Below are 14240 nucleotides of genomic sequence, written 5' to 3' on the forward strand. Positions count from 1 at the left end.
TTCAGCTCGTTCACACGTACGGCCGGTTAAGTCGCGGGCATGAACACGCTGACCGTCCACAGCAGGGCGGCCCGGCGACCGGCGGACGCCGGCCGGGCCCGGATCACCGTGCTCGCCGTCGGGGGCACGGGCGAATCCTGGATCGACGACCCCCGCACCGAGGTCACCGGCATGCTCAGCCACGTGGTGGGCGAGCTCGACGATCGCTTCGCCGCGCGCTGGGTCGGCTACCCCGCCTCCTACGGCCCCGTCCCGGCGCGCGACGGGATCTCCTTCGCGGAGTCCGTCGCGATCGGCGTCGAGCGACTGCTGGCCGCGATCGCGGATACCGACGGTCCTGTCGTCCTCATCGGGTACTCGCAGGGGTGCACGGTGGTCCGCCGGGTGCTCGGTGCCATGGCCGACGGTCCCGTGCTCGCGCCGCACGTGCTCGCCGTCGGGCTGATCTCCGACCCCGAGCGCCCGCAGGGCAGCGATCCCGCGCTGTGCGGTTCCGGCGTCGCGGGCGACGGCCCGTCCGTGCCCGACGGGCTGCCGCTGCAGTGGATCTCGCACCCGCAGGACGTGATCTGCAACGCCAGTGTGGACTCGTTCGTCCGGGACATCGCCGACGCCACCGCCTACCTGACCCTGCGCGACCTCGCGACCTGGGCGCCCCGCGCTGCCGGGGAGTACCTGGGCAACCGCTTCCAGAACGCGACCCGCACCGCCTTCGGCTCCCGGCAGTGGCGGCGCGACGTGGAGCGGCTGCGGACCGCGGGACGGGAGATCCTGGGATACCTGCCGCGGGTCAACTACCGCGGGCGGGAGTACAACCTGCGCGGGAACCGGCACACGGCCTACGCGACCGAGCCGCTGGCCCGGTTGCGGCACGAGGACTACGAGCTGACCGGGTGCCAGATCCTGGCGCAGTGGCTGCAGGTCCAGGCGACCTTCGCGCTCGCGGCGGCGCCGGATCGCGACGGGTCAGCGGCGCCGGATCACGACCTCCCGGCCACGCCGAGCGGTGCGCAGGCGGCGGCTGGTCTAGAGTCGGGGACGTATCTCCAAGCAGGTTGACCCGGAGGAAGAGCGAAGTGGCACGTGACACCGAGAGCATCGAGCGCGACATCGAACGCGCCCGGGAGCAGCTGGCGGCGACGCTGGACCAGCTGGGGGAGCGGGCCGATCCGCGCAAGCTCGCCGAGCAGGCGCAGCGGTCGGTGGTCGCCACCGTGACCAAGCCCCCGGTGCTGGCCGCGGCCGCGGGCGTCGCCGTGGTGGTGGCCCTCGTCGTGGTCTCCCGGTTCAAGCGCGGCCGCCGCGAGAAGGAGATCATCCGCGCGCTGGCCGAGGGCAGGATCTCGCTCTGACGGATGTGAACGTGACGAACAAGGGCGGCGCCGCTACCGGCGCCGCCCTTGTCGTCTCGGCGGTCCTGCTGGCCGGGTGCGATGCGCCGGCCCCGAGCGCGGTGCCCCTGCCGGCGGCCTTCCCGGCCCAGCAGGTCCCCGTCGTGGGGGAGATCCGCAGCGCCGAGACCATCGAGGTGGGGCACCCGGTGTGGCGGGTCGCCGTCGAGGGCCGCGACACCGTGGCCGCCGCCCGCGCCCTGCTCGCGGCCGGCCTGGTCCCCGTCGCGCCGGACGTTCCGCTGGACGCCGGGCGGGTCGGGGCGGTGTACCGCGGCCGGGGCTTCACCGTCGGGATCTCCTCCAACGACGGTGACGTGACCTACGTCGTCAGCCCCACGCCGGGTGCCTGAGGTCAGGGTTTCACCTGATTCTTCCGATAGCGGATCGGCGCTACGCTGGATCCATGGAGTTTCCGAAAGTACTGCTCGGCCCGGCCCGCGTGGGACTGGCCGCGACGGGCCTGGGGCTCGCCGTCGCCCAGACCTCGGTGGCGGTCGCGCGGGACGTGGTGTCGATGGCCGCGGACCGGCTCGACCCGGAGGCCGCCGGCGACGTCCGCCACGAGAACCTGGTCACCGCCGCGGCGCGGGTGCCCTCGATCGTGCACCGAGTGGCCGACCTGCTCGGTGACGACGGTGCGATCCATCGCGTCGTGGGCCCCGGCGGCGCGGCCGACCGGGTGGCCGACCTGTTCGAGGAGGGCGGCCCCGTCGACCGGGTGATCCGGACCGACGGCCCGCTCGACCGCGCGACCCGGGAGGGCGGCATCGTCGACGTGCTGACCGCGGAGGACGGGGTAGTCGCGCAACTCGCCGCGATGACCGACGCGCTCAACCGGCTCACGCCCACCGTCTCCGCGATGAATCAGCGGATCAGCGATATCGAGAGCGTGGTGGGAGCGGCCAACACCGTCGCCGAGCCGGTGACGGACCTGTTGTCGAGCCTGCCCAAATTCGCGCTGCGCACCGCGAGCGAGGTCGCGAGGGCGGCGCAGCCCCGTCCGCCTCGGCCCGCCCGCATCGCCGGCGCCGCGCCGGTGATCGTGGTGCCCGCCGAGGACGATCCTCAGGTGTAGGACTTCGCGCAGATCGTGTAGACGGGATCGTCGAAGAAGTAGCTGCGATCCCACTCGCCGGAGCACCGCGCGGAGTCCTTGAGGCCGCCCACCACGGAGACCACGGTGATCGTGCCCGGCACGCCGCAGTTCGCTGCGGCCTTGATCCAGGTGCCCGGTACCGGTGCCGTGTAGCAGTAGTTCACGTTGAGGTTGGGCGTCAGGCAGTACCAGCGGCCCCGTGCGATGGAGGTCTGCTCGGCGCGGCACTTCTCACCGGCCGGCATCACCTGGGTGACCTTGTACGGCGAGCCCCCGTCGTCGCAGTTGCCGACCTTCGGCGCCTCGGGGACGTCGTAGAGGCAGTCGTTGACGCGGAAGACGGAGATCGCCCCCGCGGTCGAGGACGAGGCGCTCTTGCCGGGGTCGGCGCCCCGGGAGTCGCTGAGCAGCGCCGCCACGACGATCGCCGCGATGAGCGCGACGACGGAGGCCACCGCCACGAGCGCGACGATCACGTTCCGGCCCGAGTTGGGCTTCTGCGGCGGGGGCGGGGGCGCGCCGGGAACGGGACCGGGCGCGACGGGGCCGCGGGGCGGCGGCGGGAGTGGAATCGCCTGGGAGTAGGCCTGGCCCGGCTGGTGCGGGTTCTGGCCGGGTCCGGTCATGCGCCCGCCTTCTTCCCGGCCGCCTTCATCTCCTTCTTGTAGGCGCGCACCTTCTGCAGCGACTCCCCGTCGACGACATCGGCGACGGACCGGTACCCGGGCTTGCCGTAGTCGCCCACCGCGGTGGCCCAGCCGCGCGGCTTGACGCCGAGCTGCTTGCCGACGAGGGCGGCGAAGATCTTCGCCTTCTGCGCGCCGAAGCCGGGCAGCGCCTCGATCCGCTTCACCAGGTCGGCGCCGGAGGCGGCCTCGGTCCAGATCCGCTCGGCGTGCCCGTCGTACTCGTCCACGACGATCTGCGCGAGCGTCTGCAGGCGCGCGGCCATGGCGCGGCCGTACCGGTGGATCGCGGGCGGAGTGGTGCATAGTTCCTCGAACCGGGCCGGGTCCGCGACCGCGATGTCGCGCGGGTCGATGCTGCCGAACCGGTCGAGGACCTTCCACGGCCCCGCGAACGCGCGTTCCATCGGGAACTGCTGGTCGAGAAGCATGCCCGCGAGCAGCGCGAACGGATGCTCGGAGAGCACAGCGTCCGACTCGGGTTCCCCCGTGATGTGCAACGTGACCGCCATGCGCGCCACTTTACTTCAGCCGTGCCCTTCCCTACGGGGACCGGCGCGACGGTTAGGGTTGCAGAGAACGGCCAAGGCGAGGCGAAACGAGGAGAAGCGGATGTCGAACATCGACTACGAGGTGCGCGACGAGGTCGCCCACGTCCGGATCAATCGTCCCGAGAAGCACAACGGGCTCACGCTGGACATGATCGACGACCTCGCGAAGGCCGCCGACCGCGCCAAGAACGACCGCTCGTTGCGCGCCGTGATCCTCACCGGCGACGGCCCCTCGTTCTGCTCGGGCCTCGACTTCGGGTCGGTCGGCAAGGAACAGCGCCGCATGATGATGAACTTCGTGCCCAAGCGCATCTCGGCGGCCAACAACTTCCAGGCCGCCGGGTGGGCGTGGCGCAGCGTGCCGGCGCCCGTCATCGCGGTGGTGCACGGCCACTGCTACGGCGGCGGTCTGCAGATCGCGCTCGGCGCGGACTTCCGCTACGCCTCCACCGAGGCCGACTTCTCGATCCTCGAGGCCAAGTGGGGCCTCATCCCGGACATGTCGATCTCCGCGTCCATCGCGCAGCTCACCACGATCGATGTCGCCAAGCGGCTCACGATGACCGGCGAGATGTTCAGCGCGAAGCAGGCGCTCGACTGGGGCCTCGTCACGGGCGTCTCCGCCGATCCGATGAAGGACGCGCTGGAGCTGGTCGAGAAGCTCAAGGAGCGCTCGCCGGACGCCGTCGCCGCGTCGAAGGCGCTGTTCGAGAACACCTGGTACAGCGGCTCGCGCCTGTCCTTCCCCGTCGAGCAGGCGCTGCAGCTGGGCCTGATCCGCGGCCGCAACCACGTCATCGCCCGCACCGCCGCGATGAACAAGGAGAAGCCGGCCTTCATCGAGCGCCAGTAGCCGATTGAACACCGTTATGGAGACGCTGACCTGCGGGTTTTCCCTCCGTAACGGTGTTCAATTCGGGTGGCCGCCGGGGTGCACGACGCCGGTGTCGAAGGCGTACACGATCGCCTCCGCGCGGTTGCGCACGCCGAGTTTGGTGAAGATCGAGCCGATGTGGCTCTTGACGGTGACGATCGAGATCACCAGCTCGGCGGCGATCTCGTCGTTCGTCAGCCCGCGCCCGACGAGCGCGAGCACGTCCACTTCCCGGGAGGTCAGTCGCGTCACCGCGCCCGACGGTGCCGGCGTCGCCGGGGCGGAGGACCGGTAGGTCTCGAGGACGCGCGCCGTGACCGCCGGATCCAGCACCGCCTCGCCGGCCGCGACCAGCCGGACGGCGCGGATCAGCTCCTCCGCCGGCGAGTCCTTGAGGACGAAGCCCGACGCGCCCGCCCGAAGCGCCTCCGACAGCAGGTCGTCGTCGCGAAAAGTGGTCAGCACCAGCACCGGCGGCGCGTCGGCGGACGTTGTGAGCCGGCGCGTCGCCTCCATCCCGCTGACCCGCTTCATCCGCAGATCCATGAGCACCACGTCCGGGGAGGCCTCGGCGACCGCGGCGGGCACCTCGTCGCCGTCGGCGCACTCGCCGACCACGTCGAAGCCGTCGCGCCGGCGCAGGATGCGGCGCAGCCCGAGGCGCACCAGGTCCTGATCGTCCACGAGGAGCAGGCGGATCGGTCGGTCGGTCACGGGCGTTCTCCTTCGATCGGCAGGGCGGTGTCGGCGGCCTCGGACGGGAAGTCGGCGTGCACGATCCACGTGCCGTCGACGGGGCCCGCCGACAGCTCGCCGCCCGCGCTCTGAACGCGGGCCCGCATCCCCTCCAGCCCGGAGCCGCCGGGGGCGCGCCGCGCACCGTCGGGCACGGGGCACGAGACCCGGACGCCCAGCCGGCCCCGCGTGCTCGGCCCGACGTGCACGGCGACCCGCGCCCCGGGCGCGTGCTTGACGGCGTTGGCGAGCGACTCCTGGACCACGCGGAACGCCGCGAGGCCCGCGGTGCCGGTCAGCGCGGTCGACGGTGCCCGATGGTCCAGTTCGACGGCGAGGCCGGCGCGCTGGAAGGACGCGACGAGTTCGGGGATGTCGGCGAGCCCCGGTTGAGCGGAGCCGGCACCGTCGGAGCGGAGCAGTTCGATGGTGGTCCGGATGTCCTTCATCGCGGCGCGCCCCTGGGTCTCGGCGTCACGGAGCGCGTCGACGGCCTCCGCCCGGTCGTCGTCGGATTCGAGCGCCCGCCGCGCGGCGGTCACGTTGAGCAGCACCACTGCCAGGGAGTGTGCCACCACGTCGTGCACCTCGCCGGCGATGGTGGCCCGGTCGAGGGCGAGGCGCGAGGCGTGCGCGTCGCGTTCGGCGCGGAGCAGGAGCAGCTGGTTCTGCAGCAGCTGGCCGACGGCCGCGCCGAAGCAGACGGTGAGCGCGATGAGCCACGCCTGGTGGATCGCGCCGAGGAGCCCGGCGGCGATGACGGTGGCCTCGTAGGCGACGAGATGGATCACCGTCACGCGCAGCGGGGTGACCGCGGCGACCTGCGTGATCGCGAGCACCAGGATCACCGGGACCACGTCGAGAGTCGTGGGCACCGTCCAGAACAGCGCGGCCGAGGCGAGGGTCGTGACGGAGTGCGCGGTGAGCGAGAGGCGGTCGGCGTGCAGGATAGTGGCGAACGAGTGGCTCAATGACAACGCGGCAGCGGCCGTCAGGAGCGCCCACTGGAATCCCTCCGGCCTCGCCAGGACGCGCGGCAGCACCGCCTCGACAACGAGCGCGAGCATGGCCGCCTCGGTGATCGCCATGTAGTAGGGCGGGTACTCGTAACCGATCGCGGCGAAGGCGCGTGCGTACCGCGCCTCCAACCACCGCAGCCAGCGCATGGGCCCGATCGTAGTCCGGTCGGCCCGTCCGGTCGTCCACCCTGGGGCGGAGGTGAGTGCCCGCCCCCGGGCGGGCACCGATTCCCGTCCTGGGGACGCTGACCTGGGCCGATGTTCTTCGTAGCGTCGAGAGTGACCCGGAACACACACCGGGCAGTGGGAGAAGGAGAAGGACATGATCACCGTTCTCATCATCACGGCCCTCGTCGTCGGCCTCGCGTGGCTCACCCACGACCGCGACGGCCTCGATTTCGGGGCGCGGGACGCCCATCGCGCGATGGCGGCGCGCGACCGCCGGATCGGGGCGCTCGGCACCGTCGTTCCCTGAAGCCGGGAGGTTCGCCCGTCCGCTCGTCGCGTCCGGCGGGCACAATCGTCACCAGGAGGACGATATGACCACGATCACACGCGCCGTCCGGACCGGATTCCGCAGCGGGCTGGGCGGCACCGTCGCACGCACCCTGTCCATTCCGGAACCGGCGTGGCACCTGCGCGACCCCGCGCGCCCTGGCGTCGTCGGGCGTAACGCCGACGATGCCGGCCCGCTCGACGATGCCGGCGCAGCCGGCTTGAGCGCCGCGCCGACGCTGCCGATGGGGACGCTGCGCGCGTCGCTCACCTTCACCCTGCGGGAGGGTGACTCGGTCTTCGCCGCCGTGGACCGGTACGGCGACGTCTTCCGGACCGAGTTCGCGGGCGGCCCCGGCCGGATCGTCGTGCTGTCCAACCCCGCGCACATCGCCTCGCTGATGTCGCGGCCAGACGGTGCGCCGTCGGCCACCCGGTTCTCGCCGTTGCGTCCGATCGTGGGCCCGAACTCGGTGCTCACGGCGCTCGGCGCGCGGCACAAGCAGCAGCGCGGGCTGCTGCTGCCGCAGTTCCACGGTCGCGCCGTCACCGAGTACCAGCGGCGGATCGACGTGGCCACGGCGCGGCGGATCGACGACTGGCGGCCGGGAGAACCGGTGGCACTGGCCGACATCGGCCAGCAGATCACGCTCGACGTCATCATGTCGGCGGTCTTCGGGATCGACGACGAGGCGGGCGCCACCCCCGCCGAGCGCGCCGTCCGCGCGTCGATGATCCGCCTACTGCACCTGTCCACGAACCCGCTCGCGACGGTGGTGCAGCTGGTCAATGCGCGCAGCCGCGAGCCGCGGGGCGCGCTCAAGATGGTGCTGCGGCCGCTGGACACGGCGATCTACGGCGTGATCGCCGAGCGCCGGCGCGAGGGCGCCGATGGGGCCGACGGTGGCGGCCGCTCCGACATCCTCACCGTGCTGATGGCGGCGCGCGGTGACGACGGGGCGCCGCTGGCGGACAGCGAGATCCGGGACGAACTCCTCACCCTGGTGCTCGCCGGGCACGAGACCACGTCGAACTCGGTGGCCTGGACCTTCGAGCGTCTCACCCGCAACCCCGAGGTGTATCGGCGTGCGGTGCTCGCCGCCCGCGACGGCGACGAGGCGTACATCGAGGCGCTGATCAACGAGTCGATGCGCAGCCGCCCGGTGGTGCCCGTGATCGCGCGGGAGTTGCTGTCGGACTGGAGGTTCGGCCCGTACGTCGTGGAACGCGGTGTGGTGGCTCTGATCTCGATCCTGCTGCTGCACCACCGCGAGGAGCTGTACCCGCGCCCCTACGCCTTCGACCCCGAGCGCTTCCTGGGCGTGAAGGTCTCGCCGCAGAAGCTGATGCCCTTCGGTGGCGGCAACCGTCGCTGCCTCGGCGCGGGCCTCGCGATGGCGGAGCTGCGCGCCGTGGTCACGCAGATCCTGCAGCGGGTCGATCTCGCGATGACGGATGCGCCCGCGGAACAGCCGAGACATCGCAACGTGACCCTGATTCCGGGCGACGGCGGTCTCGTCACGGCGCTGGCGCGACGCTGAGTCCGCCTGCTTCCCGGTGAACCCGGCTACTTGCCGGTGAAGCGCCTACTTCCCGGTGAAGCGGGGCGGGCGCTTGTCGAGCATGGCGGCGACCGCCTCGTGGTGGTCGGCCGTGGAGTGCGCGATCGTCTGCATCGCCGCCGAGAGCTCGAGCAGCGCGTCCAGGCTCTGGTGCTGTCCCTCGCGCAGGAGGCGCTTGGTCATGCGCAGCGCCTGCGGCGGGTTCGCGGCGACGCGGTCCGCCAGCGTTCGCGCGGCGGCGAGCAGTTCGTCGGGTTCGACGACGCTCGAGACCATGCCCCAGGCGAGCGCGGTCTCGGCGTCGACGGGTTCGCCCGTGAGCGCCATCTCCGTGGCCCGCGCCATGCCGACGATGCGCGGCAGGAGCCAGGCGCCACCGTCGCCGGGGATCAGGCCCACCTTGACGAAGCTCTCGGCGAAGACCGCCCGGGTGGACGCCACCCGTAGGTCGCACATCATCGCCATGTCGCAGCCGGCGCCGATCGCCGGCCCGTTGACGGCCGCCACCGTCGGGACCTCGCAGTGGTACAGCGCCCGCGGGATGCGCTGGATGCCGTGCCGGTAGCCCTGCCGCTGCTCCGCCGCGGTGCCGCCGAACATGCCCTCCTTGTCGCGCATGTGCTTGACGTTGCCGCCCGAGCTGAACGCCGACCCCGCGCCGGTGAGGATGGCGACCCGCACCTCGTCGTCGCGGTTGACCTCGTCCACCGCGCGCTCGATGGCCTCGATCATCGCCTCGTCCGAGACGGGGTTCCGTGCCGCGGGATCGTTCAGGGTCCAGGTGACGACGGGGCCGTCGCGCTCGATCAGCAGTGGTGCGGTCATGGGGTCGAGACTATGCCCTCAGGTTTGGGCGGTGGGACCTCGGATGCGACGGGCTCCCCGCCTCCTCACGCGCGCCGCGGTAGGAGACACTTGGGCGTGGTATTGCGCACTGGTCTCGTACTCGCCCTGCTCATGTGCGCCGCCGGATGCGCCGCGAACGACGTGTCGACACCATCGTCCTCGTCGGCTGCCCGCAGCGAGGAGATGGCCGCCATGGTGGCGAGCATCCGGACCGAGGCCGACGGTGCCGGTGCCCGCGTCGGCGTCGTCGCTCAGCCGCTGGAGTCCGGTTCGGGCGTCACCGTCCGCGTGAACGACGGTGACCGCTTCGCGCTCCTGTCGACGTTCAAGGTGTACGCCTGCGCGGCGCTGTTGCGGAAGGTAGGGAGCGGTCCTGACCTCGACCGGAGTGTGCCGGTGCTCCCCGCCGAGGTCGTGAACTACTCGCCGGTCACCGGCCCTGCGGTCGGGACTTCGATGAGTCTGCGGCAGCTGTGCGACGCGGCGCTCACGCAGAGTGACAACACCGCGGGGAACCTGATCATGCGGGAGATCGGGGGACCGGCCGCGGTGACCGCGTTCGCGCGTTCGGTAGGGGACGGGGAGACCCGGCTCGACCGCTGGGAGACGGACCTGAACACGGCCTTCCCCGGCGATCCTCGGGACACCACCACAGCGGCCGGGCTCGCCGCGGGATTCGGGCGCCTCCTCAGCGGCGCCGCCCTCGACGATGCCGCCACCCGGACACTGCTCGGCTGGATGCGCGATACCCGGACGTCGGCGGCACGGATGCGGGCCGGACTGCCGCCCGGCTGGACTTCTGCCGACAAGACCGGGGGCGGCGACTACGGCAGCACCAACGACGCGGGCCTCGTGATCGCGCCGAGCGGTCACCGCTACTTGCTGGTGGTGCTCACGCGCGATCGGGCCGACCGGCGCGATGCTCCGGCATTCGGACCGCTGATCGCCGCGATCGCCAAGGCCACCACGCCGATCGCCGAGTGGTGAGTGTGGTCGGAGTCGCCGGCGCCTGCACGGCAGGGCGTGGCGGGGCTGAGGGGGGATTTCCGGCCGGCGGCCGCGTGCAGTAGCATGTTGCGAGCGTCGAGAGACGCACGCGGGCGTAGCTCAATGGTAGAGCCCTAGTCTTCCAAACTAGCTACGCGGGTTCGATTCCCGTCGCCCGCTCCAGCGGAAAACAGTGCCCCACCTGCATGAATGCGGGTGGGGCACTGTGCTGTTTCGGGATCTATGCAACGGGCTATGCAACAAGGGAGCGCTACGTGTCAGCGCAACAGGAAAGTCCCGCCCGCCTCGACCGCTTCTTCCCAGAGCTTCTTTTGCGACTCCTCGTCGGCGCGGAAACGGTGGTACGCCGTGCCCAGGTGGCTGTTCGGACCGACGGTGACAGGCTTGATAGGGCGTCCGCGCCGACGCACCCACCGCCAGACCTGGCGCGGCTTGCTTGGCGGTGGCACGCTGAGCTGGCGGTCGATGTCCTCGGAAAATGCATTCTGTGCAAGCCCCCACCACGCCGCCTCACCTATGCGGAAGTTCCTCATCGAGTAGCCGGAGATCAGAACCCACGGCCTGGGCGAGCGTGTGTCCACAGCCAAGTGGACTGTCTCGCCCCCTGCTAGCACCGACGGCGGTGGGTGCCCGTCAAGATTGGTCATCCAGCAGTCGACCATCACGTAGCTGGAAACATAGAACGGCAGAAGTGTCAGGTTCTTCATCTCGACGAGCGTCACCTCGTTGCCGCGGACCGTACCGTCGCCCCAAACCGTTACGTGGATACTCGCGCCCTTCCAGGAGCCTCGGACCTCCATGACCTTGTTCCAGAGCAGTAAACCGAACGACGCAGCGGAGATGCACAACGCGATGATTGCTACCACCTCGGTCATTTTGCCCCCAGTTTCAGGGCTGCGGTGAACCGGTCGACGGCACCGCGCTGCATCGTGGGCGTGACGTGGGCGTAGACCGTCAGCGTGAACGACACCGAGGCGTGCCCCAGCCGTTCGGACACGACCGTGGGGTTCTCGCCCGCCTCCAGCAAGATCGTCGCGTGCGTGTGCCGGAGGCCATGCAGCTTCATGGTGCGCAGTGCGTAGGCACCGAGCGCCGCGCGAGCCCGCGTGATCCGGCGCGCGAACATCTCGGACGTGCTCACTGGGCAGCGGGCCGCGCCGGTTGCGGTGCCGAATACGAACGCGTCGGCCTTCGTTAGCTCCAGTGTGATGCCGCCGCGCTCGCGCCTCTAGCGACGCAGCACGGTGACGGTGCCGGGGTCGATGTCGACGACTCGCGCCCGGTTCGACTTGGTGCCCTTGACCTCACCGGGCCGCGCGGTATCGAGTGCGCGGCGCACCTGGATGCGCCCCGCCGTGAGATCCACGTCGCTCCAGCGCAGGCCGAGCAGTTCGGACCCTCGAAGAACTTGCTGGCGTGTACGGGCATGCGCGCTAGCGAGGCGCCCGCTGCCACGACACCTCGATGACAGGACGACACCATTACCCCCACGAAGCGCCCACCTGACGCGACCCGCGAGGCGGCGAAGCAGATCAAGGCCGCCCGTGAGCGCGCCCGGATCGCGGTACACGAGAGCGCACACGCGGTGGCGACGGTGCTCCTCGGCGGTACCGTCGAGCTGGCGCAGCTCGACCCTGAAGACCGGCCAGGCCATCGCGGGCTCACCACGGTGGCCGAGAACTCGCTGAGCCCCGACGGGCAGGCCCTCGTCGCACACGCGGGACCGTGGGCTGAGGCACGATTCGACGCTGGCCGGCGTCCGACCCGGCGCGAGATCGACGCCGCAATGGCGCGCAGCGGGCACGGAGACCTCGCGATGATCACCGCGGCGGGTGGACCGGCCCAGCTGGGCGTCGAGCGCGTCGAGAAGGTGATCGAGGCCAACTGGGACGTGGTGCTAAAGGTTGCCCGGCAGCTCGCGAAGGACGGGTTCGCGACGCACTGGAGCGTGACCAACGCGCTCGGGCTCCCGAGCGGCGACGCCGGAGGGCCGACCTCGTTCGGCTTGACCTGCGTCAAGGCCGGGATGCGCCCGGTGCGGCGCTGATCCCATGCACGTCCGATCCGCTCCGCCGCTCGCGGTCCCAACTCCCGAGCGCGGCGTCACCCCGGTTGGTCGCCGGGAGCAGCGGATCGGCGGGCGGCCCCCGTTCCGGGGTGGGGCCGTCAGGCAGGCGCGGGCGGTGCGGCTTCTCCGACTCCGTCGCCGCGTCGGCCACCTCGGCTAGCTGTTAGTGGAACTCCCAGCCCTGGGCCTCGATGTAGCCCATGAGGGTCACGCACGGCACTCCGAGATCACTGCAAACGTCCGGGATACGGGGCTTGCTCAGGTTCCCGGAGGCCGTCTCCTCGCTGACCACGGTTCCCTTGGTGACCAGCGCGAGCGCGATCACGAACGGATCGGCCCCGCTCCGTTTGCCGCCCTGCCGGACGAGGTTCGGGTAGAGGCTGAGTACCTGCCGCGCGCCGTCCTGGATCTGTTGCGACAGAGGGCAAAACAGATCGGGTTGCTGATCGGCCCACTGCTTTGCATCGTCGTCACGCTTCGATAGCTCGCGCTGTACCTCGTCGACCGCGCGGATGTCACCGCGTGCGATCTCGTCCTCGATCCGCGCCCACAAGCCGACGAACACGGCGGGCCGAAACAGGTCTCGGCGTCCGTTGAGGATCGCGCTCGTGTCGAACGAGTACAGCGTCACCTCTCAGTGCTCCCGAGCTGCGCGAACTCGCCGAGCTTCTGAATCTGCCCCACCTTCGCGTTGAGGTACACCGCCGCGGTGTTGCTGTCGATCACCCGCCGCCGATGCGCGTCAGTGACCGCACGGACGTACGCCTTGCCGAGGTCTCGCACCGTGTTGCGGTACCAGCTGCCGCTCCTCGGCCTCTTACGTGCGGCCTCCTCATCGAACGCCGCTGAGAACTCAGCGCGACGTTGCCGGTAGAACTCGATCGGGACCACGCCCAGCGTGGACAGTCGCCGCAAGAACGCCTCGGGGCTCACGCCGAAGTGCGCAGCGACCGGCCGGAGGTTGTCGTAGTCCCACGACGTGGGTACGTCCCTACGCGCGATCACCTCGGGGCGCGCGAGCACGGCCGAGCGAGGCATGAGTACCGCCGCCGCGATCGCGTTGCACACGGTCTCCACCTGGCGGTTCTCCGTGCGCGGTCGATCGTCGGCGGTGACATCGCACAGCCCCTCCGTGTGCAACGCGAGGTGCGCGAACTCATGGAGCAGTGAGAACAGTCGGGGCCGGACGGTATCGCTTCCGTTGAGGACGATCACCGGGAGCACGTCGAAGTACAGGGACATGCCGCGCATCTCGGACACCTCGACGCCGCCGCGGCTTGTCGCGAGGACCAGCACGCCGCTGGCCTCGATGGCTGCGATCCAGGCGTTCAGGTGGGCGTACGAGTCGTTCGATGCTGGCGGGACGGCCAGAGGGCCGACGGCGCCGAGCGCGTCCCTGATCCGCCGAGCAGCGGCCTCGACATCATCCGCCGACAGCCGCAGATCCCACTCGGTGGGTATCTCTCGGTCCTCGGTCTCTGCCAGCTCCAGAGCGAACTCACGCTGCGTGTGGGCGCGCCGGAACTCGTCGTGCAGTCCGGGGCTCCAGTCGCCCGCGGTGACCTCGTCGAGTCGACGGAAGTCGCGAAGGGTGTCGAACCCGTGCGGCGGCTCAGGGAGGAAGAACACGGCCAGCGACCGGTTGTACGTCTCCGCTGCCTTGCGAAGCTGGGCGATGGTCGGAACGGCCTCGCCAGCTTCCCACTGCGCCACTCGGTCATCCGGCAACGACATCTTGCGCGAGGCCGCGATCGGCGAGTATCCGCTGGACTCACGCGCCCAGCGGAGCACGGAGGTCTCCACGGGAGCAGGGATCGAAGCGGCCACACCACGATGATGCACCACCCCACCCACACGCGAAGAATGAACCGCTGGACACAGCGGACATTCCCGCAGCGATTCAACG

General features: G+C 70.8%; 18 protein-coding genes, 1 tRNA gene and 1 pseudogene. 10 read left to right on the forward strand and 10 right to left on the reverse strand.

Annotation, left to right across the window (positions count from 1 at the left end; genetic code table 11):
- The first annotated feature begins 39 nt into the window (after positions 1–39).
- From AC21LY_RS12150 to AC21LY_RS12165, 4 genes are read left to right on the forward strand one after another with little or no spacing between them, the layout of a single operon-like run.
- Entirely contained in the window at positions 40–1059 is a 1020-nt protein-coding gene (locus AC21LY_RS12150) for a PE-PPE domain-containing protein (protein WP_489046729.1), read from the forward strand.
- Between the two features lie 17 nt (positions 1060–1076).
- Entirely contained in the window at positions 1077–1352 is a 276-nt protein-coding gene (locus tag AC21LY_RS12155; RefSeq protein WP_489046730.1) for a DUF3618 domain-containing protein, read from the forward strand.
- Positions 1353–1363: 11 nt separating this feature from the next.
- Positions 1364–1744: a hypothetical protein gene (locus AC21LY_RS12160; RefSeq protein ID WP_489046731.1), complete on the forward strand. Its 381-nt coding sequence runs from the start codon at positions 1364–1366 to the stop codon at positions 1742–1744.
- A 53-nt stretch (positions 1745–1797) separates the two neighbouring features.
- Positions 1798–2469 carry a hypothetical protein gene (locus AC21LY_RS12165; RefSeq protein ID WP_489046732.1) on the forward strand — a complete coding sequence of 224 codons (672 nt, stop codon included), beginning with the start codon at positions 1798–1800 and terminating at the stop codon, positions 2467–2469.
- On the opposite strand, the gene AC21LY_RS12170 is transcribed toward AC21LY_RS12165, so the two are convergent.
- Entirely contained in the window at positions 2460–3116 is a 657-nt protein-coding gene (locus AC21LY_RS12170) for a hypothetical protein (protein ID WP_489046733.1), read from the reverse strand. The two genes, AC21LY_RS12165 and AC21LY_RS12170, sit on opposite strands and share 10 nt — an antisense overlap.
- Positions 3113–3688, reverse strand: a complete 576-nt coding sequence (locus AC21LY_RS12175) for an HhH-GPD-type base excision DNA repair protein (RefSeq protein ID WP_489046734.1) — start codon at positions 3686–3688, stop codon at positions 3113–3115. The genes AC21LY_RS12170 and AC21LY_RS12175 overlap by 4 nt, the downstream gene beginning before the upstream one ends.
- 100 nt (positions 3689–3788) lie before the next feature.
- Between AC21LY_RS12175 and AC21LY_RS12180 the strand changes: the two genes are divergently transcribed.
- Positions 3789–4580 (forward strand): crotonase/enoyl-CoA hydratase family protein, encoded by a 792-nt coding sequence (locus AC21LY_RS12180; RefSeq protein WP_489046735.1) that lies wholly within the window; start codon positions 3789–3791, stop codon positions 4578–4580.
- Between the two features lie 57 nt (positions 4581–4637).
- Here AC21LY_RS12180 and AC21LY_RS12185 read toward each other — a convergent pair whose 3' ends face one another.
- The gene (locus tag AC21LY_RS12185) at positions 4638–5315 is read right to left on the reverse strand and encodes a response regulator (RefSeq protein ID WP_489046736.1); all 678 of its coding nucleotides are present in this window, start codon (positions 5313–5315) and stop codon (positions 4638–4640) included.
- Entirely contained in the window at positions 5312–6502 is a 1191-nt protein-coding gene (locus AC21LY_RS12190; RefSeq protein WP_489046737.1) for a sensor histidine kinase, read from the reverse strand. Before AC21LY_RS12190 ends, AC21LY_RS12185 begins: the two co-directional genes overlap by 4 nt.
- A 175-nt stretch (positions 6503–6677) precedes the next feature.
- Between AC21LY_RS12190 and AC21LY_RS12195 the strand changes: the two genes are divergently transcribed.
- A complete protein-coding gene (locus AC21LY_RS12195) occupies positions 6678–6830 on the forward strand; it encodes a hypothetical protein (protein WP_489046738.1) in 153 nt (50 codons plus the stop codon).
- Positions 6831–6894: 64 nt separating this feature from the next.
- Complete coding sequence (locus AC21LY_RS12200; RefSeq protein WP_489046739.1) at positions 6895–8391, forward strand: cytochrome P450; 1497 nt, start codon at positions 6895–6897, stop codon at positions 8389–8391.
- A 45-nt stretch (positions 8392–8436) separates the two neighbouring features.
- Here AC21LY_RS12200 and AC21LY_RS12205 read toward each other — a convergent pair whose 3' ends face one another.
- Positions 8437–9237, reverse strand: a complete 801-nt coding sequence (locus tag AC21LY_RS12205) for a crotonase/enoyl-CoA hydratase family protein (RefSeq protein WP_489046740.1) — start codon at positions 9235–9237, stop codon at positions 8437–8439.
- A gap of 96 nt (positions 9238–9333) precedes the next feature.
- Between AC21LY_RS12205 and bla the strand changes: the two genes are divergently transcribed.
- Both bla and AC21LY_RS12215 read left to right on the forward strand, forming a co-directional pair.
- The gene (bla, locus tag AC21LY_RS12210) at positions 9334–10245 is read left to right on the forward strand and encodes a class A beta-lactamase (RefSeq protein ID WP_489046741.1); all 912 of its coding nucleotides are present in this window, start codon (positions 9334–9336) and stop codon (positions 10243–10245) included.
- A gap of 109 nt (positions 10246–10354) precedes the next feature.
- Positions 10355–10428: transfer RNA gene (locus AC21LY_RS12215), tRNA-Gly, on the forward strand.
- 95 nt (positions 10429–10523) lie between these two features.
- Here the strand turns inward: AC21LY_RS12215 and AC21LY_RS12220 are convergent.
- The 3 genes from AC21LY_RS12220 to AC21LY_RS12230 form a co-directional block, all read right to left on the reverse strand.
- Complete coding sequence (locus tag AC21LY_RS12220; protein ID WP_489046742.1) at positions 10524–11141, reverse strand: hypothetical protein; 618 nt, start codon at positions 11139–11141, stop codon at positions 10524–10526.
- Positions 11138–11407 (reverse strand): tyrosine-type recombinase/integrase, encoded by a 270-nt coding sequence (locus AC21LY_RS12225; protein ID WP_489046743.1) that lies wholly within the window; start codon positions 11405–11407, stop codon positions 11138–11140. Before AC21LY_RS12225 ends, AC21LY_RS12220 begins: the two co-directional genes overlap by 4 nt.
- A gap of 87 nt (positions 11408–11494) precedes the next feature.
- Positions 11495–11632 (reverse strand): hypothetical protein, encoded by a 138-nt coding sequence (locus AC21LY_RS12230; RefSeq protein WP_489046744.1) that lies wholly within the window; start codon positions 11630–11632, stop codon positions 11495–11497.
- Positions 11633–11851: 219 nt separating this feature from the next.
- Here AC21LY_RS12230 and AC21LY_RS12235 point away from each other — a divergent pair, with 219 nt between their 5' ends.
- The gene (locus AC21LY_RS12235; protein ID WP_489046745.1) at positions 11852–12313 is read left to right on the forward strand and encodes a hypothetical protein; all 462 of its coding nucleotides are present in this window, start codon (positions 11852–11854) and stop codon (positions 12311–12313) included.
- Positions 12314–12497: 184 nt separating this feature from the next.
- Here the strand turns inward: AC21LY_RS12235 and AC21LY_RS12240 are convergent, their stop codons facing one another.
- Positions 12498–12965: a DUF4411 family protein gene (locus AC21LY_RS12240; protein WP_489046746.1), complete on the reverse strand. Its 468-nt coding sequence runs from the start codon at positions 12963–12965 to the stop codon at positions 12498–12500.
- Positions 12962–14190 (reverse strand): annotated as a pseudogene (locus AC21LY_RS12245) (XRE family transcriptional regulator). Before AC21LY_RS12245 ends, AC21LY_RS12240 begins: the two are co-directional and overlap by 4 nt.
- Between the last annotated feature and the right edge of the window lie 50 nt (positions 14191–14240).

Source organism: Tsukamurella sp. II2bb (assembly GCF_057815145.1).